At 54.2% G+C, this 16,825-nt stretch carries 19 protein-coding genes; 4 read left to right on the forward strand and 15 right to left on the reverse strand.

Annotated elements, in window-relative coordinates; all coding sequences use genetic code 11:
• The 9 genes from ugpE to livK all read right to left on the reverse strand — a co-directional run bounded on the left by ugpE (position 1) and on the right by livK (position 8,674).
• Entirely contained in the window at positions 1-846 is an 846-nt protein-coding gene (gene ugpE, locus J4614_RS15540; protein WP_000572196.1) for a sn-glycerol-3-phosphate ABC transporter permease UgpE, read from the reverse strand.
• Positions 843-1,730, reverse strand: coding sequence for a sn-glycerol-3-phosphate ABC transporter permease UgpA (gene ugpA / locus J4614_RS15545; RefSeq protein ID WP_000099303.1), 888 nt, complete (start codon positions 1,728-1,730; stop codon positions 843-845). Before ugpA ends, ugpE begins: the two co-directional genes overlap by 4 nt.
• 104 nt (positions 1,731-1,834) lie before the next feature.
• Complete coding sequence (ugpB, locus tag J4614_RS15550) at positions 1,835-3,151, reverse strand: sn-glycerol-3-phosphate ABC transporter substrate-binding protein UgpB (protein ID WP_000624747.1); 1,317 nt, start codon at positions 3,149-3,151, stop codon at positions 1,835-1,837.
• Between the two features lie 232 nt (positions 3,152-3,383).
• Entirely contained in the window at positions 3,384-3,662 is a 279-nt protein-coding gene (locus tag J4614_RS15555) for a hypothetical protein (RefSeq protein ID WP_000621258.1), read from the reverse strand.
• 163 nt (positions 3,663-3,825) lie between these two features.
• Positions 3,826-4,539 carry a high-affinity branched-chain amino acid ABC transporter ATP-binding protein LivF gene (gene livF / locus J4614_RS15560; protein WP_000416114.1) on the reverse strand — a complete coding sequence of 238 codons (714 nt, stop codon included), beginning with the start codon at positions 4,537-4,539 and terminating at the stop codon, positions 3,826-3,828.
• A gap of 1 nt (position 4,540) precedes the next feature.
• Positions 4,541-5,308 (reverse strand): high-affinity branched-chain amino acid ABC transporter ATP-binding protein LivG, encoded by a 768-nt coding sequence (gene livG / locus J4614_RS15565; RefSeq protein WP_000082080.1) that lies wholly within the window; start codon positions 5,306-5,308, stop codon positions 4,541-4,543.
• Positions 5,305-6,582, reverse strand: a complete 1,278-nt coding sequence (gene livM, locus J4614_RS15570; RefSeq protein WP_000803764.1) for a branched chain amino acid ABC transporter permease LivM — start codon at positions 6,580-6,582, stop codon at positions 5,305-5,307. The genes livG and livM overlap by 4 nt, the downstream gene beginning before the upstream one ends.
• Positions 6,579-7,505, reverse strand: coding sequence for a high-affinity branched-chain amino acid ABC transporter permease LivH (gene livH, locus J4614_RS15575; protein ID WP_000003007.1), 927 nt, complete (start codon positions 7,503-7,505; stop codon positions 6,579-6,581). The genes livM and livH overlap by 4 nt, the downstream gene beginning before the upstream one ends.
• Before the next feature lie 59 nt (positions 7,506-7,564).
• Entirely contained in the window at positions 7,565-8,674 is a 1,110-nt protein-coding gene (livK, locus tag J4614_RS15580; RefSeq protein WP_000822976.1) for a high-affinity branched-chain amino acid ABC transporter substrate-binding protein LivK, read from the reverse strand.
• Between the two features lie 421 nt (positions 8,675-9,095).
• Here livK and panM point away from each other — a divergent pair, with 421 nt between their 5' ends.
• Together panM and J4614_RS15590 are read left to right on the forward strand one after the other, a co-directional pair.
• Entirely contained in the window at positions 9,096-9,479 is a 384-nt protein-coding gene (gene panM, locus J4614_RS15585) for an aspartate 1-decarboxylase autocleavage activator PanM (RefSeq protein ID WP_000778873.1), read from the forward strand.
• A complete protein-coding gene (locus tag J4614_RS15590; RefSeq protein ID WP_001517957.1) occupies positions 9,457-9,591 on the forward strand; it encodes a hypothetical protein in 135 nt (44 codons plus the stop codon). Before panM ends, J4614_RS15590 begins: the two co-directional genes overlap by 23 nt.
• 83 nt (positions 9,592-9,674) lie before the next feature.
• Here the strand turns inward: J4614_RS15590 and livJ are convergent, their stop codons facing one another.
• The 5 genes from livJ to ftsY all read right to left on the reverse strand — a co-directional run bounded on the left by livJ (position 9,675) and on the right by ftsY (position 15,394).
• The gene (gene livJ / locus J4614_RS15595; protein ID WP_001533929.1) at positions 9,675-10,778 is read right to left on the reverse strand and encodes a branched chain amino acid ABC transporter substrate-binding protein LivJ; all 1,104 of its coding nucleotides are present in this window, start codon (positions 10,776-10,778) and stop codon (positions 9,675-9,677) included.
• A 321-nt stretch (positions 10,779-11,099) separates the two neighbouring features.
• The gene (gene rpoH, locus J4614_RS15600; RefSeq protein WP_000159621.1) at positions 11,100-11,954 is read right to left on the reverse strand and encodes an RNA polymerase sigma factor RpoH; all 855 of its coding nucleotides are present in this window, start codon (positions 11,952-11,954) and stop codon (positions 11,100-11,102) included.
• Between the two features lie 245 nt (positions 11,955-12,199).
• Positions 12,200-13,255, reverse strand: a complete 1,056-nt coding sequence (gene ftsX, locus J4614_RS15605) for a permease-like cell division protein FtsX (RefSeq protein ID WP_001081704.1) — start codon at positions 13,253-13,255, stop codon at positions 12,200-12,202.
• Positions 13,248-13,916: a cell division ATP-binding protein FtsE gene (gene ftsE, locus J4614_RS15610; RefSeq protein WP_000617729.1), complete on the reverse strand. Its 669-nt coding sequence runs from the start codon at positions 13,914-13,916 to the stop codon at positions 13,248-13,250. The genes ftsX and ftsE overlap by 8 nt, the downstream gene beginning before the upstream one ends.
• A gap of 2 nt (positions 13,917-13,918) precedes the next feature.
• Positions 13,919-15,394, reverse strand: coding sequence for a signal recognition particle-docking protein FtsY (gene ftsY, locus J4614_RS15615; RefSeq protein ID WP_079972306.1), 1,476 nt, complete (start codon positions 15,392-15,394; stop codon positions 13,919-13,921).
• A 125-nt stretch (positions 15,395-15,519) separates the two neighbouring features.
• Here ftsY and rsmD point away from each other — a divergent pair, with 125 nt between their 5' ends.
• Together rsmD and J4614_RS15625 are read left to right on the forward strand one after the other, a co-directional pair.
• Positions 15,520-16,116, forward strand: coding sequence for a 16S rRNA (guanine(966)-N(2))-methyltransferase (gene rsmD, locus J4614_RS15620; protein ID WP_000743275.1), 597 nt, complete (start codon positions 15,520-15,522; stop codon positions 16,114-16,116).
• Complete coding sequence (locus J4614_RS15625) at positions 16,106-16,375, forward strand: DUF1145 family protein (protein WP_000906762.1); 270 nt, start codon at positions 16,106-16,108, stop codon at positions 16,373-16,375. The genes rsmD and J4614_RS15625 overlap by 11 nt, the downstream gene beginning before the upstream one ends.
• Positions 16,376-16,396: 21 nt before the next feature.
• Here the strand turns inward: J4614_RS15625 and J4614_RS15630 are convergent, their stop codons facing one another.
• Positions 16,397-16,768: a DUF2500 domain-containing protein gene (locus tag J4614_RS15630; RefSeq protein WP_001631156.1), complete on the reverse strand. Its 372-nt coding sequence runs from the start codon at positions 16,766-16,768 to the stop codon at positions 16,397-16,399.
• Positions 16,769-16,825: the final 57 nt, after the last annotated feature.

Here is a 16,825-nt window from a genome sequence, read left to right on the forward strand (position 1 = left end):
TTATTTCTCACTGTCCACTAAACCACGTACAAACGCCCGTTGCATGGCTAAAACGATAACGACCGGAGGGATAAGGGTAAGCAGCATTGCCGCCATCACCTGGTTCCATTGCGTGGTACCTTCGCCAGTGGCGATCATCCCTTTGATCCCCGCTACGGCAGTGCCAAGATTCACGTCGGTGATAATCAACAGCGGCCACAGATACTGGTTCCAGCCGTAGATAAAGGTGATGACGAATAACGCCGCCAGGTTGGTTTTTGACAGCGGCAACACGATGTCGCGGAAAAAGCGCATCGGCGACGCGCCGTCAATACGGGCCGCCTCCACCAGTTCATCCGGAAGCGTCATGAAGAACTGACGAAACAGGAAAGTGGCGGTAGCGGACGCCATCAGCGGTAGCGTCAGACCAGCATAGCTGTCGAGCATTTTCAGGTTGGCGATCACTTCCACCGTCGGGAAGATACGCACTTCAACTGGCAGCATCAGGGTGATAAAAATCATCCAGAAGAACAGGTTACGCAGGGGAAAACGAAACCAGACGATGGCGAATGCGGAAAGCATAGATACCGTGATTTTGCCTACCGTAATGCTGAACGCCATAATGAAACTGTTAAGCATCATCAGCCAGAATGGCGCGCTATTAACACCGACGCCGTTGACCCAAATAGTTTTGATATTCTCCAGTAACTGCGTGCCGGGAAGCAGCGTCATCGGCGTCTCAAACACCGCGCGGTCGTCCAGCGTCGCCGCGACAAACGCGACATACAGCGGAAACAAAATGACCGCGATCCCCAGAATCAGCATGGTATGGCTGAATATTGTCAGCCCGCGACGATTCTCTATCATTGGTAACGCACCTTACTTTCCACATAGCGGAACTGCACCACCGTCAGAATGATGACGAGGAACATCAACACCACCGACTGCGCGGCGGACGCCGAGAGATCCAGACCGGTAAACCCTTCGCGATAAATCTTATAAATCAGCGTCGTGGTGGCTTGTACCGGCCCGCCGGCGGTCGCGGCGTCGATCACCGGGAAGGTGTCGAAAAAGGCATACACCAGGTTGACCACCAGCAGGAAGAAACTGACCGGCGCAATAAGCGGCAAAGAAAGCCGGAAGAAACGACGAATCGGCCCGGCGCCGTCAATGGCCGCCGCTTCCACCAGCGAGCGGGGAATGGATTGCAGCGCGGCAAAGAAAAATAAAAAGTTGTAACTAATCTGCTTCCAGACTGACGCAAATACCACCAGGAACATCGCCTGACCGCTGTTTTGCGCATGGTTCCAGTCATAGCCGAATTCGCCGAGGAAATGAGTGATTAATCCCCTCCCCGGGTTAAACAGGAAAATCCACAATACGGCGGCGACGGCGGGCGCGACGGCATAAGGCAGCAGCATCAGCGTCTGATAAAAACGGCTGCCGCGTACCACGTAATCCACCAGGGCGGCGAAAAACAACGAGACCAGCAGGCCGCTAAACGTGACCAGCGCGCTGAATTTAATCGTCGTCCAGAAGGCGTCAAGATAATAACTGTCGTGAAAAAGCGCGACGAAATTCTCCAGCCCGACAAATTGGCTGGAAAAACCAAACGGATCGACGCTTTGCAGCGAATACCACAGCGCTTCGCCCGCAGGCCAGATAAAGAAAATAACGGTGATAACCAACTGCGGGGCAACCAGTAAATACGGCAGCCAACGCGAGCGGAACACCGGACGGGATGATGACATGAAGGTTCTTTTCCTGGAAGGTGCCGGATGGCGGTGCAAGCACCTTATCCGGCCTACAAACGCTGTAGGCCTGATAAGCGCAGCGCCATCAGGCACTTATACACTTAAGATTTGCTCGCTTTCTCAAAACGACGCAGTAACTGATTCCCGCGATCCACTGCGGTATCCAACGCCTGTTGTGGGGTTTTCTTCCCGGTCCAGACGCTTTCCAGCTCTTCGTCCACGATAGTACGAATCTGCGGCATATTGCCCAGACGCAAGCCTTTGGTGAAGGGTAACGGCGGCTTATTCAACATCTGGCGAGTGGCGATATCCGCACCGGGGTTTTTATCGTAATAACCCTGCTCGCGGGTCAGCTCGTAGGCGGCGGTGGTAATCGGCAGGTAGCCAGTTTTTTGATGCCATTCAGCAGCGTTTTCCGGTTTTGCCAGGAAGTCGAGGAATTTGGCGACGCCGGTATAGGTTTCTTTATCTTTACCCTGCATGACCCATAGGCTGGCTCCGCCGATAATGGCGTTTTGCGGCGCGCCCTTGATATCAGCGTCGTACGGCATCATACCCACGCCATAGTTAAATTTGGCATACTGGCGGATATTGGCGAGCGAACCGGAGGACGCGGTTGTCATCGCGCAGTCACCGTTATAAAACTTCTCGGTAGACTCGTCCTTACGCCCAACATAGCTAAAATCGCCTTTCTTATTCATCTCTTCCAGCAGCGCGATATGTTTCACCTGCTCTGGCTTATTAAATTCCAGCACCGCATCTGTACCGTCAAATCCATTGTTTTTACTGGCGAAGGGGAGACCGTTCCAGGCGCTGAAGTTTTCCAGTTGGATCCAGCCTTGCCAGCCGCTGGCGTAACCGCATTTCATGCCTGCCGCTCTCAGTTTCGCGGTATAGTCAGCCAGCTCCTGCCAGGTTTTCGGCGGCTGTTCCGGATCTAAACCGGCTTTCTTAAAGGCGTCTTTGTTGTAGTACAGTACCGGCGTGGAGCTGTTAAAGGGCTGGGAGAGCAGATGCCCGCTTTTAGCATCGGTGTAGTAGCCTGCAACGGTTGGTACAAACTGGGACTCGTCAAAGTTAATACCGGCGTCTTTAAACACTTCATAAACCGGCTTAATGGCTTTCGAGGCCATCATGGTCGCCGTCCCAACCTCATAAACCTGCAATATTGCCGGCGCGTTGCCGGTACGGAATGCCGCGATCCCGGCGCTCAGGTTCTGTTCATAGTTCCCCTTATAGACCGGAACGATTTTGTAATCCGGATTGGCCTGGTTGAAACGTTGCGCCAGTGAATCAACTTCTTTGCCTAACTCCCCTTCCATTGAATGCCAGAATGGAATAGTGGTGACAGCCAACGCCTGACCCGTAAATGCCAGACTCAGCGCCAGTCCTAAAGCTGTATGTCGTAACGATATCATCGGTTATCTCTCTTTTTGTGCCGGGATGCGCGATATCACGCGTTTTATGTTCGCGGGGGTAACATGACATGCTCGAATGACAGAAAAATAACTTTTTTATTACAAAAAAAAGATAGTAAGGCGACAGAGAGATGGCAAGGCAGTGAAAGCGCCGGAAAAGAAAAGTGGGAGCTACGGCACGTCTGACAGCGTAATGCTGACCAGACATGCGTTATTTGGCTGGCGTCAGCAGTTAATCACGATGAGAATACTTTTTGTACTGATTTTGTAAGCGCCGCTGATCTCGCCGCTCGCGTTCACGCTGAATGTCGGATTTTTCATCCTCCCACGTTGCACAATCCGGATGATGACGCACTTCGCAGGTCGTTGCGGCCAGTGGATTAGGCGTTGCGGTTTCTTCTTGCCAGATAGCAGGATCGCGGGGATCAAAATCGTTTGAGGTTAAGGCGTTAACACTGAACGAAGCCGCGAACAACAGCGTTCCCATTATGCAGGCGCCTGAACGTATCATCCTTGCTCCTTCTTCGGTGGTTATAGTTGATAACTATTCTCAACTATAACATATTGGTACGAAAAATGTTCTACTGATTTGCCGAATGGCGAGTAATCCGCCAGGTCCGGTAAGCGGTAGCGCCACCGGGCGCGTTTGCCAGATGGCAGCTGTAAACTGCGCCTTATCCGCCCAGATAGGCGCTGCGCACCGCTTCGTTCGCCAGCAGTGCATCACCGGTATCGGATAGCACCACGTGGCCGTTTTCCAGCACATAACCGCGGTCGGCGAGCTTCAGCGCCTGGTTAGCGTTTTGCTCGACAAGGAAGATGGTCATACCCTGCTCGCGCAACTGCTCAATGGTGTCGAAGATCTGCTGGATGATGATCGGCGCCAGCCCCAGCGACGGTTCATCCAGCAGCAATAGCCTCGGCTGGCTCATCAGCGCGCGGCCAATCGCCAGCATCTGCTGTTCGCCGCCGGACATGGTGCCCGCTCGCTGGATACGGCGTTCATGCAGGCGCGGAAACAGCTCGTACACCCATTTGATACGCTCCTGAAACCGATCGCGCTCGGCAAAAAAACCGCCCATCGCCAGGTTCTCTTCCACCGTCATCCGCGAGAAGACGCGCCGCCCTTCCGGTACTATCGCCACCGCTTCACGCATGATTTTCGCCGTCTGCCAGTCGGTGATGTCTTTACCGTCAAACACCACCCGTCCGCTGGAGGCGCGCGGATCGCCGCACAAGGTGCCAAGCAGCGTCGTTTTCCCCGCGCCGTTAGCGCCAATCAGGGTAACGATTTCCCCCTGGTTGATGTGCAGACTGACGTCGTGCAGCGCCTGAATCTTGCCGTAGTGGGCGCTGACTTTTTCAAACGTTAACATCGTTTTTTCCATCTTATGCCTCACCCAGATAAGCGCGGATGACGTCCGGGTTGTTGCGGATCTCTTCCGGCGTGCCGTTCGCCAGCGGCGTGCCCTGGTTCACCACGTAAATGCGATCGGAAATGCCCATCACCAGCTTCATATCGTGTTCAATCAGCAGGATAGTGGTGTTGTGATGGTTACGTAGTTCGGCAATCAGCTCATCCAGCTCTTTGGTCTCTTTCGGGTTAAGACCAGCCGCCGGTTCGTCGAGCATCAGAATTTCTGGCTGCGTCACCATGCAGCGGGCAATCTCCAGCCGGCGCTGGTCGCCGTAGGCCAGATTACTGGCCTGGCGGTTGGCATGTTCCAGCAGGCCAATACGCTCAAGCCAGGTCGCCGCGCGGTCCAGCGCTTCGCTTTGCGCGCGGCGGAAAGCGGGCGTTTTCAACAGGCCGGAAAAGAGGCCCGTTTTCAGTTGCTGGTGCTGCGCCACCAGCAGGTTTTCAATCACCGTCATTTCGCGAAACAGGCGCACATGCTGGAAAGTGCGTACCACGCCCATGCGGGCGATCTGCTGGCCCGGCAACCCTTCCAGATGCCGCTCGCGCAACATGATCGTACCGCCTGTCGGCTTATAGAAACCGGTCAGGCAGTTAAACACCGTCGTTTTACCCGCGCCGTTAGGGCCAATCAGCGACACAATTTCCCGCTCACGCAATTCCAGTGATACATTGTTGACCGCCAACAAACCGCCAAAGCGCATCATCAGGCCGTTAACCGCTAATAATGGCTGACTCATGCCTGCTCTCCTTTCGCCTGACCACTTTTCAGCTTCAACTGCGGACGCGTCATCGGCAGCAATCCCTGCGGGCGCCAGATCATCATCAACACCATCAAACCACCGAGCATCAACATGCTGTATTCGTTGAAGTCGCGCATCAACTCGCGCGACACCACCAGCAGAACCGCCGCCAGGATCACCGCAAACTGCGAGCCCATTCCGCCCAGCACCACAATCGCCAGCACGAAGGCGGATTCGGCGAAGGTGAAGGATTCCGGGCTGACAAAGCCCTGGCGGGCGGCAAACAACGTCCCAGCGAAACCGGCAAACGCGGCGCTGATAGTAAAAGCGGTCAGCTTGATGCGCGTCGGGCTTAAACCTAATGAGCGACAGGCGATCTCATCTTCACGCAACGCTTCCCACGCCCGGCCCAGCGGCATACGCAGCAGGCGGTTAATGACAAACAGCGACAGGACCACCAGCAACAGGGCCACCAGATAGAGGAAAATGACCCGATCGGATGGGTCGTACTTCACGCCAAAGAAATTGCTGAAGGTATCCCAGCCGCCTTCGCGGGTGTTGCGGCTAAACTCCAGACCAAACAGCGTCGGTTTGGGGATCTGGCTGATACCGTTCGGGCCGCCGGTAATTTCAGTGTTGTTGAGCAGCAGGATACGGACGATTTCGCCGAAGCCGAGCGTCACAATCGCCAGATAGTCGCCGCGCAGGCGCAGTACCGGGAAGCCGAGCAGGAAACCAGCGGCGGCGGAGACCAGTCCCGCCAGCGGCAGGCAGGTCCAGAAACCCAAACCATAATAGTGGTTGAGCAGCGCAAAGGTATAAGCGCCGATGGCGTAAAAGCCGCCGTAGCCCAATACCAGCAGGCCGGACAGCCCTACCACCACGTTCAGCCCCAGACCGAGGATGATATAAATCATGGTCATGGTGGCGATATCGACGCTACCGCGCGACACCATAAACGGCCACGCCACGGCGATAACCAGCAGCGCCATCAGAAACAGCTTTTGCTTAACGGTAGAGCCATCGATCGCCGGCAGAATAAACTTCGGTCCGGAGACGTGCTTCACCGCTTTCTGGAACATCGGACGCAGCAACTGAAAGAAAAAAACCACTGCCGTACCGATAAAGATCCACTGCCAGCGGATGTCGGCGGCGGTATCCACCACCAGTTTGGTGCCGTCCAGCTCCAGTTGTACGCCCATGAAGACGCCAGCCAAAACGAAGAACATCGCCGCAGAGAACAGAGCCATCGCAATATGCATCGGTTTCATACTTTCTCTACCTCCGGACGCCCCAGGATACCGGTCGGCATCACCAGCAGTACCAGAATCAGCAGAGCGAACGACACGACATCTTTATATTCGGTACTTAAATATGCAGACGAGAGCGCTTCGGCGACGCCCAAAATCAGACCGCCGATCATCGCGCCCGGAATGCTGCCAATACCGCCCAGCACCGCCGCGGTGAACGCTTTCATCCCGGCCATAAAACCGATGTAGGGGTTAATCACGCCGTAAAATTGCCCAAGCAGCACACCCGCCACCGCCGCCATTGCCGCGCCGATAACAAACGTTAGCGCAATGACGCGGTCGGTATTAATGCCGAGCAGGCTGGCCATTTTCAGATCCTCCGCGCAGGCGCGGCAGGCGCGGCCCATCCGGGAGTAGCGAATGAAAATGGTGAGCGCCAGCATAGCCAGAAAGGTGACTATCCAGATAACCGCCTGCATGGTGGTGATGGACGCGGAAAAGTTTTCGCTGCTGCCCACAATCCACTGGCCGTTAAACAGGCTGGGTAACGCCACGTCGCGCGAACCTTCCGTCAGGCTGACGTAGTTTTGCAGAAAGATAGACATCCCGATGGCGGAAATCAGGGCGATCAGGCGCTTGGAGTTGCGCACAGGCCGGTAAGCGACTCGCTCGATACTCCAGCCGTAGGCGCTGGCAATAATAATCGCGCCGATAAATCCGGCGGCCACCAGGAGCCAACTGGTGTCTATTCCCATCATCATTAGCGCGGCGATGATCATAAAAGAGACGTAGCTGCCGATCATATACACCTCGCCATGAGCGAAGTTGATCATGCCGATAATGCCGTACACCATCGTATAACCGATAGCAATCAGCGCGTAGGTGCTCCCCAGCGTGACGCCATTAAACATCTGCTGCAAGAAATAGAGAAACTGCTCGGACATAAGGTAACCTTTTTAAACCCGCCCGGCGTGCGGGCGGTGGGATAACTTATCTTCTGGCATTACTTCGCGACGGTTGACGAGCCGTCGGCGTGCCACTGGAAGACGCCAAATTCAAATCCCTTAAGATCGCCTTTTTCATCCCATTTCAGCGGCCCAATAACGGTATCAGCCCCGTTAGCTTTAAGATCTTTCACCAGATCCAGCGGAGCATGGCTGGCGCTACGCGTCATTGCGGTCGCCAGCGACTGGACGGCGGCGTAGGTGATCCAGACATACGGACCGCTGGGATCTTTCTTGTCGGCTTTCAGCGCCTCGACAATCGCTTTATTCGCCGGGTCCTGGTCATAACGTTTTGGCATCGTCACCAACATGCCTTCCGCCGCACCGCCCGCAATATTGGACAGCGACGCGTTACCCACGCCTTCCGGCCCCATAAATTGCGTTTTCAGGCCATTAGCCCGCGCCTGGCGCAGCATCTGCCCCATTTCCGGGTAGTAGCCGCCGTAATACACAAAGTCGATATTCTCTTTTTGCAAGCGAGCAATCAGGGCGGAGAAATCTTTTTCACCGGCGGTAATACCATCAAAAAAGACAATATTGGCATTGCCCTGCTTCAGACCATCCTGCACGGAGCGCGCCAGTCCTTCGCCGTATTGCTGTTTATCGTGAATGATAGCGATGCGCTGCGGTTTCACCGTTTCCAGGATATATTTCGCGGCTGTTGGCCCCTGGGAGGAGTCCAGGCCGGCGGTACGCATAATGTACTGATAGCCGCGCTGGGTCAGCTCCGGGTTAGTCGCCCCCGGGGAGATCATCAGAATACCTTCATCTTCATAGATATCGGATGCTGGCTGAGTAGAAGAAGAACACAAGTGACCAATAACGTACTGAATACCGTCGTTAACGATTTTGTTGGCCACCGCCACCGCCTGTTTTGGATCGCAGGCATCATCGTACTCTACGCCGACCAGCTTATCGCCTTTAATACCGCCTTTAGCGTTGATGTCTTTAATGGCCTGGCGCGCGCCGTTAAATTCCATATCGCCCCATTGCGCTACCGGGCCGGACATCGCCCCGACTATGGCGACTTTAATATCATCTGCCATTGCCCCCTGCGAGACTGCTAATGCAACAATCCCTGCGATTATTGTTTTCGCTTTCCGTTTCATGTGCCTGTATCCCCATTCGTGATGTTATATGTTTTGTTTTTTGCTGGTTAAAAAGCAGACTGTACTTTTTATAAATGGTGCGCTTTTTACTGACTCATTAATGAGTTAGCGCAGCATTTAAAGCATAATAAGATTAAAATCTCTATTTTTCAGTCTATTAAGAAAAGATAATATTCTGCTTTTCGCTATAGATAAACAAAAAAAAGCATGCTTGTCAGCATAAAATAACGGCATATTAAGCGGAATAATTCACTAGCATTCAGGGAATTATGCTGCCTGTTTTCCATTCTCTAATGCTTCAAACTGTAATTATCGTTGTTAAAAAATTAATAACCTGGTAAATGACACAAAAAAGAGAAAGCATCTGGCCTGCCTGTTTCGGTACACTGATCGCATCTTTTGAAATCGGGACAAGCCGTCGATGAAGCTGACTATCCTTCGTTTAGAACACTTTAGCGCTCAGGATCAGATCGATCTGGGCAAAATCTGGCCGGAATATTCCGCCTCCTCATTAAGCGTAGATGAAACGCACCGGATTTATGCCGCGCGGTTTAACGAGCGTTTGTTGGGCGCCGTAAGAGTGACGCTGAGCGGAACGCAGGGCGCGCTGGATTCCTTACGCGTGCGTGAAATCACCCGTCGTCGCGGCGTCGGGCAATACCTGGTAGAAGAAGTCATCCGCGATAATCCCAACGTCTCGTCGTGGTGGATGGCGGATGTCGGTGTTGAAGACCGCAGCGTGATGGCCGCGTTTATGCAGGCGTTAGGTTTTACCGCCCAGCATGACGGCTGGGAGAAGCGCTAAAAGAAAGCCGGATGGCGCTGACGCTTATCCGGCCTACATGCCGGGAGAAAAGATAAAAACCACCTCGCAATTTTCCAAGAATTTCGCGTTGCAGGCAGGCGGCAAGTTATGAAATCCCCGGGAGCTTACATAAGTAAGTGACCGGGGTTGAATAACGTAGCCAACGCACCTGCAGCGCGAAAGGCGCCAGGAAAATTACTTAGCGTCTGTCGCCGTACCGTTCGCATGCCAGTCAAATACGCCGAACTCAAATCCTTTCAGATCGCCTTTCTCATCCCACGACAGCGGTCCCATTACGGTGTCGACCGTGGCGCCTTTCAGGTATTTGGCAATTTCCGCCGGATCGTCAGACTGGTTCAGGCCCGCCTGTAAGGATTGCAGCGCGGCGTAGGTGGTCCACACGAATGCGCCGCTAGGATCTTGTTTCTTGGCTTTGATGGCATCCACAATCGGTTTGTTCGCTGGCACCTGATCGTAGTTCTTCGGTTTGGTGACCAGTAAGCCTTCCGCCGACTCTCCGGCGATGTTAGACAGCGAGACGTTCGCGACCCCTTCCGGCCCCATAAACTGAGTTTTCAGCCCTGCGGCGCGGGACTGGCGCAAAATCTGCCCCATTTCCGGGTGATAACCGCCGTAGTAGACAAAGTCGATATTCTCTTTTTTCAGACGCGCTACCAGAGTGGAGAAATCTTTTTCGCCGGCGGTGATGCCGTCAAAGAATACGACATTAACGCCGCCTTTCTTCAGACCGTCCTGCACCGCGCGCGCCAGCCCTTCGCCGTACTGCTGCTTATCGTGGATAATCGCGATGCGCTGCGGTTTTACCTTCTCCAGAATATACTTTGCCGCCGTTGGCCCCTGGTCAGAGTCCAGGCCGGTCGTGCGCAAAATCAGGTTATAGCCGCGTGCGGTCAGCTCCGGCGCGGTCGCCGCCGGGGTTATCATCAGGATGCCTTCGTCTTCGTAGATATCAGACGCTGGCTGTGTGGAAGAGGAGCATAAGTGACCGATAACATACTTGATGCCGTCGTTCACCACTTTGTTAGCGACAGCTACCGCCTGTTTTGGGTCACAGGCGTCGTCATATTTCACCGCGACGAGCTTATCGCCTTTAATACCGCCTTTCGCATTGATATCGGCAATTGCCTGTTCCGCACCGGTAAACTCCTGATCGCCATACTGCGCTACCGGACCGGACATCGCGCCGACAACCGCGACTTTAATGTCCTCGGCGAATGCCATATGGCTTAATGACAGGGCGATACATCCTGCCAATAACGTTTTACCCTTCATATTCATCCTGATAATCCCCATTATTCTGGTTGTTACGTGTGTTGTGGTGTTATTGTTCAGCACTTTATTTCGATTATTGGCTAGCTACTCGTGCTTTAGCAGCATACTCTGCTAAAACATACCCGATTTTTATTATTTTGGAATAGCTAAATTTACATCCAGATAACAGATTTGTGTCGGTGGGGGAGAGGAAGGGCCCGTAGGCCCGATAAGCGAAGCGCCATCGGGCAAACGTGTTGCCGGATGGCAGCGTAAACGCCTTATCCGGCCTACAAAAAACAAAACCCCCGAATTCACATTCGAGGGTTCATTGGCAATTCGCGAAGATTACGCTTCGATCGCAGCGCGAAGCTTTTTCATGGCGTTCTTTTCAAGCTGGCGCACACGCTCAGCGGAGACGCCGTAACGATCGGCCAGCTCCTGCAGCGTAGACTTATTGTCTTCGTCCAGCCAGCGAGCGCGGATAATATCCTGGCTACGCTCGTCGAGCCCCTGCATCGCGTCGGTCAGTCGGTTGGCGGCCTGCTCTTCCCAGTTATCGTCTTCAATGCCGTCGGCAAAGTTAGACGATTTATCCTGCAGATACAGCACCGGCGCCATTGGCTGGCTGTCGGACTCATCGTCCGAAGACATGTCAAACGTCATGTCCTGCGCCGCCATACGCGACTCCATCTCACGCACGTCTTTACTGGAAACACCCAGTTCGCGCGCCACCATTTCAACCTCATCCTGATTAAACCAGCCCAGACGCTGCTTGGTTTTACGCAGATTAAAGAACAGCTTACGCTGCGCTTTCGTGGTTGCGACTTTAACGATACGCCAGTTACGCAGCACGTATTCGTGAATTTCTGCTTTAATCCAGTGTACGGCGAAGGAGACCAGGCGCACGCCTACTTCCGGGTTGAAACGACGTACGGCTTTCATCAGGCCGATGTTGCCTTCCTGGATCAAATCCGCCTGCGGCAGACCATAGCCCGCATAGTTACGAGCAATATGAACAACAAAGCGCAGGTGAGACAGGATCAGCGTTTTAGCTGCTTCCAGATCGCCCTGGTAATGCAGCCTTTCAGCCAATGCCCGCTCCTCGTCAGCCGATAACATCGGCCACGCGTTCGCCGCCCGGATATAAGATTCCAGGTTGCCAACAGGGGCTAAAGCTAAATTTTGCATTTCTTTGGTCATTCAAATCCTCTCAATCAGTATTGCCTGGCACCGTCAGCGAGCAACAACCGTGCCAAAGCCGATGAGCAACGAGAATATCACCCACTCTTTTATCAGACAGTGATTTTATCCACAAGTTCAATGTAACACTGTGCATAATTTGCACAAATCTTGTGACATAAAGATGATGCGCGGGGAAGAGACAACAGGGACTCTTTCCCTGCGAACGGAAGCCCATTGCAGGGAAAGATTATACCACGATTTTATCAATCGGGAGTAAAGTGACGTAAATGTTGCACCGTGGCCAGCCAGGCGGCGATCCAGCCGATCATGGAACAGACCAGCAGCAGCAACAGGCACTCATCGAACGATAAGCCATTGAGATCAAACTTCGTGCCGAAGACCTGCGCCACTTCAGTCACCGCCGATGATAAACGCATCACCAAAATTTCAGACAATATCAGTGAAAGAAACGCGCCGGAAAAACCGAGCAACGCGCCGCCGTAGAGGAACGGACGCAGGATAAAGCCATCGGTCGCGCCAATCAGCTTTTGCACGTTAATGGTATCGCGACGGGCAAAAATGCTCAGGCGCACGCTGTTGCCGATAACGAGGAAGACCGCCGCGACCATCAGCACGCCGATCATCGCCGACACACGGCCCACCAGCCCGGTGAGCGCCGCCAGGCGCGCAAACCAGCTATCATCCATGCGGACTTCGTCAATGCCGTTAATCTGCGAGATACGGTCGCGCAGCGTATTAAGCGAGGCGGTATTTTGAAAGTCCAGCTTGGGGATCACCACCGCCACTGCCGGCAGCGGGTTCTCTTCCAGCATGTCCAGCGCGCCGCCAAAACCCGACCAGTTGCGGAATTCTCCCAGCGCGTCCTCACGGGACAGGTAGTTGACCTTCTCAACGCCCTGCTCGGCCTGAAGCTGCCCAACGACCCGCGCCGCCGCGTCATCATCCAGCGTTTTTTGCAGATAAACGGTGATCTGCGGCGACGGGTAATACTGAGTCGCCGCCTGGTTGACGTTCTTATAGACCATGTAACAGACGCTGGGCAGCGTCAGGGAGATGGCGATCACCATCACCGTCAGAAACGTCGCCAGCGGTTTGCTTTTCAGATCCTGCAGCGCGCCGTGCCAGGCATAGCGCACCTGTTCATTAAAGACATTTGTTTTACGTGAGTTCGGTTTCGGCGTCGGCTTCTGGCGTCCTGGCGCGTTGCGCCCGCCGCCTGTTCCGCCGCGAGACTTACGCAGTCGATCCAGCCGTCCGCCGAACTGCCTGATTTGGTTAATCGCGTCGCGCCTATTCATTGGCCAGGCCTCCATGCAGATGTCCATCGCTCAGGACGAGCTGCCTATAGGAACGACGGGAGATAAGTCCAATATCGTGCGTCGCCATCAGTACCGTCACCCCTACGCGGTTAAACTCTTCAAACAGACGTAAAATCCCTTCCGACAACGCGTCGTCCAGGTTCCCGGTCGGTTCATCCGCCAGCAATACCGCTGGCTTATTGACCACCGCGCGGGCGATGCCCACGCGCTGCTGTTCGCCTCCGGAGAGTTGAATCGGGAAGTTTCTCGCTTTGTCCAGTAGTCCAACCTTATCCAGCGCCGCCGACACACGACGACGGATATCATCGCCGCTGGCGCCGGCAATGATTAACGGTATCGCCACATTGTCATAGACCGTGCGATCCATCAGCAGATGGTGATCCTGGAAAATCATCCCAATCTGGCGGCGCAAAAACGGCACTTCGCGGTTTTTCAGGCGCGTAATATCATGCCCGCTGAAGAAGATTTTGCCGGCGCTGGGCCGCTCAATCCCACAGATTAGCTTCAGCAGGGTACTTTTCCCCGCGCCGGAGTGGCCGGTCAGAAACGCCATCTCGCCTGGCCGCATATGGAATGTCACTCCCTGCAGCGCTTGTCTCCCGCCGAGATAGGCCTTGCTGACATGTTCAAAGCGAATCATTGTTAATCCTCTCGGGCAAAAAGTGCCTCAATAAAATCGTCCGCCTTAAACGGACGCAAATCCTCGATACGTTCGCCCACGCCAATGTAACGAATAGGAATGCCAAACTGGTCAGCTACCGAGAAAATCACCCCGCCTTTCGCCGTACCGTCCAGCTTGGTCAGGGTAATACCGGTTAAGCCTACCGCTTCATGGAACAGTTTGGCCTGGCTTACCGCGTTCTGTCCGGTGCTGGCGTCAATGGTCAGCATAACTTCATGTGGCGCTTCTTCGTCCAGCTTTTTCATGACGCGAACGATTTTTTTCAGCTCTTCCATCAGGTGCGACTTGTTCTGCAGACGCCCTGCCGTATCGGCAATTAACACATCCACATTACGCGCCTTCGCGGCCTGGATAGCGTCAAAAATCACCGAGGCGGAGTCCGCGCCGGTATGCTGGGCGATAACCGGAATGTTATTACGCTGTCCCCAGACCTGTAGCTGTTCGACCGCCGCCGCGCGGAAAGTATCCCCCGCCGCCAGCATCACTGATTTACCCTGCTGCTCAAACTGGCGCGCCAGTTTACCGATAGTGGTGGTTTTACCCACGCCGTTCACGCCAACCATCAGAATAACAAAAGGCGTTTTACCTTCAATATTAAGCGGTTCGTCTACCTTCGCCAGAATCTCGCCCATCTCGTCTTTCAACAGACCATACAGCGCCTCGGCATCTTTAAGCTGTTTGCGGCTGGCGCCTTCCGTCAGATTAGCGATAATCTTACGCGTGGTTTCTACCCCGACATCAGCGATGAGCAACTGCTCTTCCAGCTCCTCGAACAAATCATCGTCGATTTTCTTGCCGCGGAACAGACTGATAAATCCGGAACCGAGATTTTCTTTGGTTTTCAGCAGACTGCGTTTCAGGCGGGCAAAGAAACCTTCTTTAGTCGGTTTTTCCTGCTCCTGAACGATCGCTTCCACCGGCGCGTCTTCTTCCGCTGGCGGAACAACCATCACCGCCTCTTCCGCCGCCTGAGCGGCTAGCGCCTGCGCTTCCAGCTCTTCGTCGGTGAATTTCGCCGCGTTTTCGCCCTCTTCTTCTACCGCGGCAATGACCTCTACGGTTTCCGCTTCGGCCTGCCACTCTTCCGGCGAGATAGCCTCGTCTTTGACCTCTTCCGGCAACGGCAATTCTTCGCGTTCCACCGCGATCTGCGGCGCAGCCGTCTCAACAGCCGCCGCGGGCTCCGGCTCTACCGGCTGCGGTTTTTCGCTCTCCTGAACCTTCTCAGTAACGTCCACCACCTCTTCCGCAAAGGCTTCGGTTTCTGCTTTGCTGTGCGCGGGCGTTTGCGCGTCTATGTCTGCCGCCGTTTCAACAGGGGGCTCAACCGGTCGTTGTTCCTCAACAATCTGCTGTTCTTCGGTCTGTTCCTGCTTCTGCTCTTTATCACCGAAGCCCAACCAGGAAAAGAAGCCACGTTTTTTCTGTTTTGCCATCTGCGACTACACCCCTCGCGGCGCTATATACATGGAAGCTAAAAAAATGATGAAATAGTCTATCACTTAACTTAATTCACATCACCGCCTGGAATAACTTGCAACAGGCGGTTCGAGCAAGAGAAATGAAAAAACCGACTCACTCTGGCAGCGGCCAAATCCGCATTATTGGCGGGCAATGGCGTGGCCGTAAATTACCGGTTCCGGACAGCCCGGGTCTGCGTCCCACCACCGATCGCGTGCGCGAAACGTTATTTAACTGGCTGGCTCCGGTAATGGTAGACGCCCATTGTCTGGATTGCTTTGCCGGCAGCGGCGCTCTGGGCCTGGAGGCGCTATCGCGTTATGCGGCCCAGGCAACGTTACTGGAAATGGATCGCGCCGTTTCGCAGCAGTTGCAAAAAAATCTGGCGACGCTGAAAGCCAACAATGCTCGCGTCGTCAATACCAATACTCTGGCCTTCCTCAGCCAGCCGGGAACGCCGCATCACGTCGTCTTTGTCGACCCGCCGTTTCGTAAAGGGCTGCTGGAAGAGACGTTACAATTGCTGGAAACCCAGGGATGGCTGGCCGACGACGCGCTAATCTACGTAGAAAGCGAGGTGGAAAACGGTCTGCCGCCCGTTCCGGCGAACTGGGCATTGTATCGAGAGAAGGTGGCCGGACAGGTCGCTTATCGTCTGTATCAGCGCGACGCGCAAGGAGAAAATGATGTTGATTAATCTGGGCCGCTTATTAATGCTCTTCGTGTGGGCATTTTTGATTCTTAATCTGGTGCAACCCTTCCCGCGCCCGCTCAATATCTTCGTCAACGTGGCGTTGGTGTTCATGGCGCTGATGCACGGTATGCAGTTGGCGTTGCTGAAATCAACGATACCGAAAGAGGGTCCGCAGATGACGACGGGAGAGAAAATCCGCATTTTCCTGTTCGGCGTGTTTGAGCTGCTGGTCTGGCAGAAGAAGTTTAAGAACAAAAAATAACGTTTGCTGCCGGATGACGGTTTATTCGTTATCCGGGGTACGGCTAACAAACCCGACGAACCGCGTTCCCTTATAGCTCAGCGTACCTTGATCGCCCACCGTCAAAGCGTGGTACTGCTGCGCTTGTAAACGGAACGTTTTTTCCAGACCGCCATTGAGCGGCTTAAAACTGACCTCATAGCGCATACTGGTTCCCGCCGGGCTCACTTCCTGCTGGCGAGAGCGTCGGTCATTAACCGGCTTCTCCCGTTTATTGCTGACCACGACCTGCTTTTGCTGTAACGGCGCCGCCTCATTAGCGGCTTTTTCCCGCCGTTGCTGAACGAAGCGAAACGACGCGGCAACTACGATTAATGCAATGATTATAATGAAGAAAATCGGTGGCTTACTCATACTGTTAACCTGTCAGAAAATGCGGAAATAAGCATACCCTGCCCGTTATAGTGTTGT

The sequence above is a fragment of the Salmonella sp. 32031103-2018-00083-FB-01-SM-01 genome (genome assembly GCF_017571995.1).
In the GTDB taxonomy this organism is placed as follows: Bacteria; Pseudomonadota; Gammaproteobacteria; order Enterobacterales; family Enterobacteriaceae; genus Salmonella; species Salmonella enterica.

Excerpts from the sequence above, each read along its gene's own strand:
- livG (WP_000082080.1), bottom strand. The coding sequence starts at position 5,308 with ATGAGTCAGCCATTATTAGCGGTTAACGGCCTGATGATGCGCTTTGGC.
- ugpE (WP_000572196.1), bottom strand. The coding sequence starts at position 846 with ATGATAGAGAATCGTCGCGGGCTGACAATATTCAGCCATACCATGCTG.
- livK (WP_000822976.1), bottom strand. The coding sequence starts at position 8,674 with ATGAAACGGAAAGCGAAAACAATAATCGCAGGGATTGTTGCATTAGCA.
- J4614_RS15555 (WP_000621258.1), bottom strand. The coding sequence starts at position 3,662 with ATGATACGTTCAGGCGCCTGCATAATGGGAACGCTGTTGTTCGCGGCT.
- rsmD (WP_000743275.1), top strand. The coding sequence starts at position 15,520 with ATGAAAAAACCGACTCACTCTGGCAGCGGCCAAATCCGCATTATTGGC.
- J4614_RS15590 (WP_001517957.1), top strand. The coding sequence starts at position 9,457 with ATGACGGCTGGGAGAAGCGCTAAAAGAAAGCCGGATGGCGCTGACGCT.
- ftsY (WP_079972306.1), bottom strand. The coding sequence starts at position 15,394 with ATGGCAAAACAGAAAAAACGTGGCTTCTTTTCCTGGTTGGGCTTCGGT.
- livF (WP_000416114.1), bottom strand. The coding sequence starts at position 4,539 with ATGGAAAAAACGATGTTAACGTTTGAAAAAGTCAGCGCCCACTACGGC.
- ftsX (WP_001081704.1), bottom strand. The coding sequence starts at position 13,255 with ATGAATAGGCGCGACGCGATTAACCAAATCAGGCAGTTCGGCGGACGG.
- J4614_RS15630 (WP_001631156.1), bottom strand. The coding sequence starts at position 16,768 with ATGAGTAAGCCACCGATTTTCTTCATTATAATCATTGCATTAATCGTA.
- J4614_RS15625 (WP_000906762.1), top strand. The coding sequence starts at position 16,106 with ATGTTGATTAATCTGGGCCGCTTATTAATGCTCTTCGTGTGGGCATTT.
- ftsE (WP_000617729.1), bottom strand. The coding sequence starts at position 13,916 with ATGATTCGCTTTGAACATGTCAGCAAGGCCTATCTCGGCGGGAGACAA.
- ugpA (WP_000099303.1), bottom strand. The coding sequence starts at position 1,730 with ATGTCATCATCCCGTCCGGTGTTCCGCTCGCGTTGGCTGCCGTATTTA.
- panM (WP_000778873.1), top strand. The coding sequence starts at position 9,096 with ATGAAGCTGACTATCCTTCGTTTAGAACACTTTAGCGCTCAGGATCAG.
- livM (WP_000803764.1), bottom strand. The coding sequence starts at position 6,582 with ATGAAACCGATGCATATTGCGATGGCTCTGTTCTCTGCGGCGATGTTC.
- livJ (WP_001533929.1), bottom strand. The coding sequence starts at position 10,778 with ATGAATATGAAGGGTAAAACGTTATTGGCAGGATGTATCGCCCTGTCA.
- ugpB (WP_000624747.1), bottom strand. The coding sequence starts at position 3,151 with ATGATATCGTTACGACATACAGCTTTAGGACTGGCGCTGAGTCTGGCA.
- rpoH (WP_000159621.1), bottom strand. The coding sequence starts at position 11,954 with ATGACCAAAGAAATGCAAAATTTAGCTTTAGCCCCTGTTGGCAACCTG.
- livH (WP_000003007.1), bottom strand. The coding sequence starts at position 7,505 with ATGTCCGAGCAGTTTCTCTATTTCTTGCAGCAGATGTTTAATGGCGTC.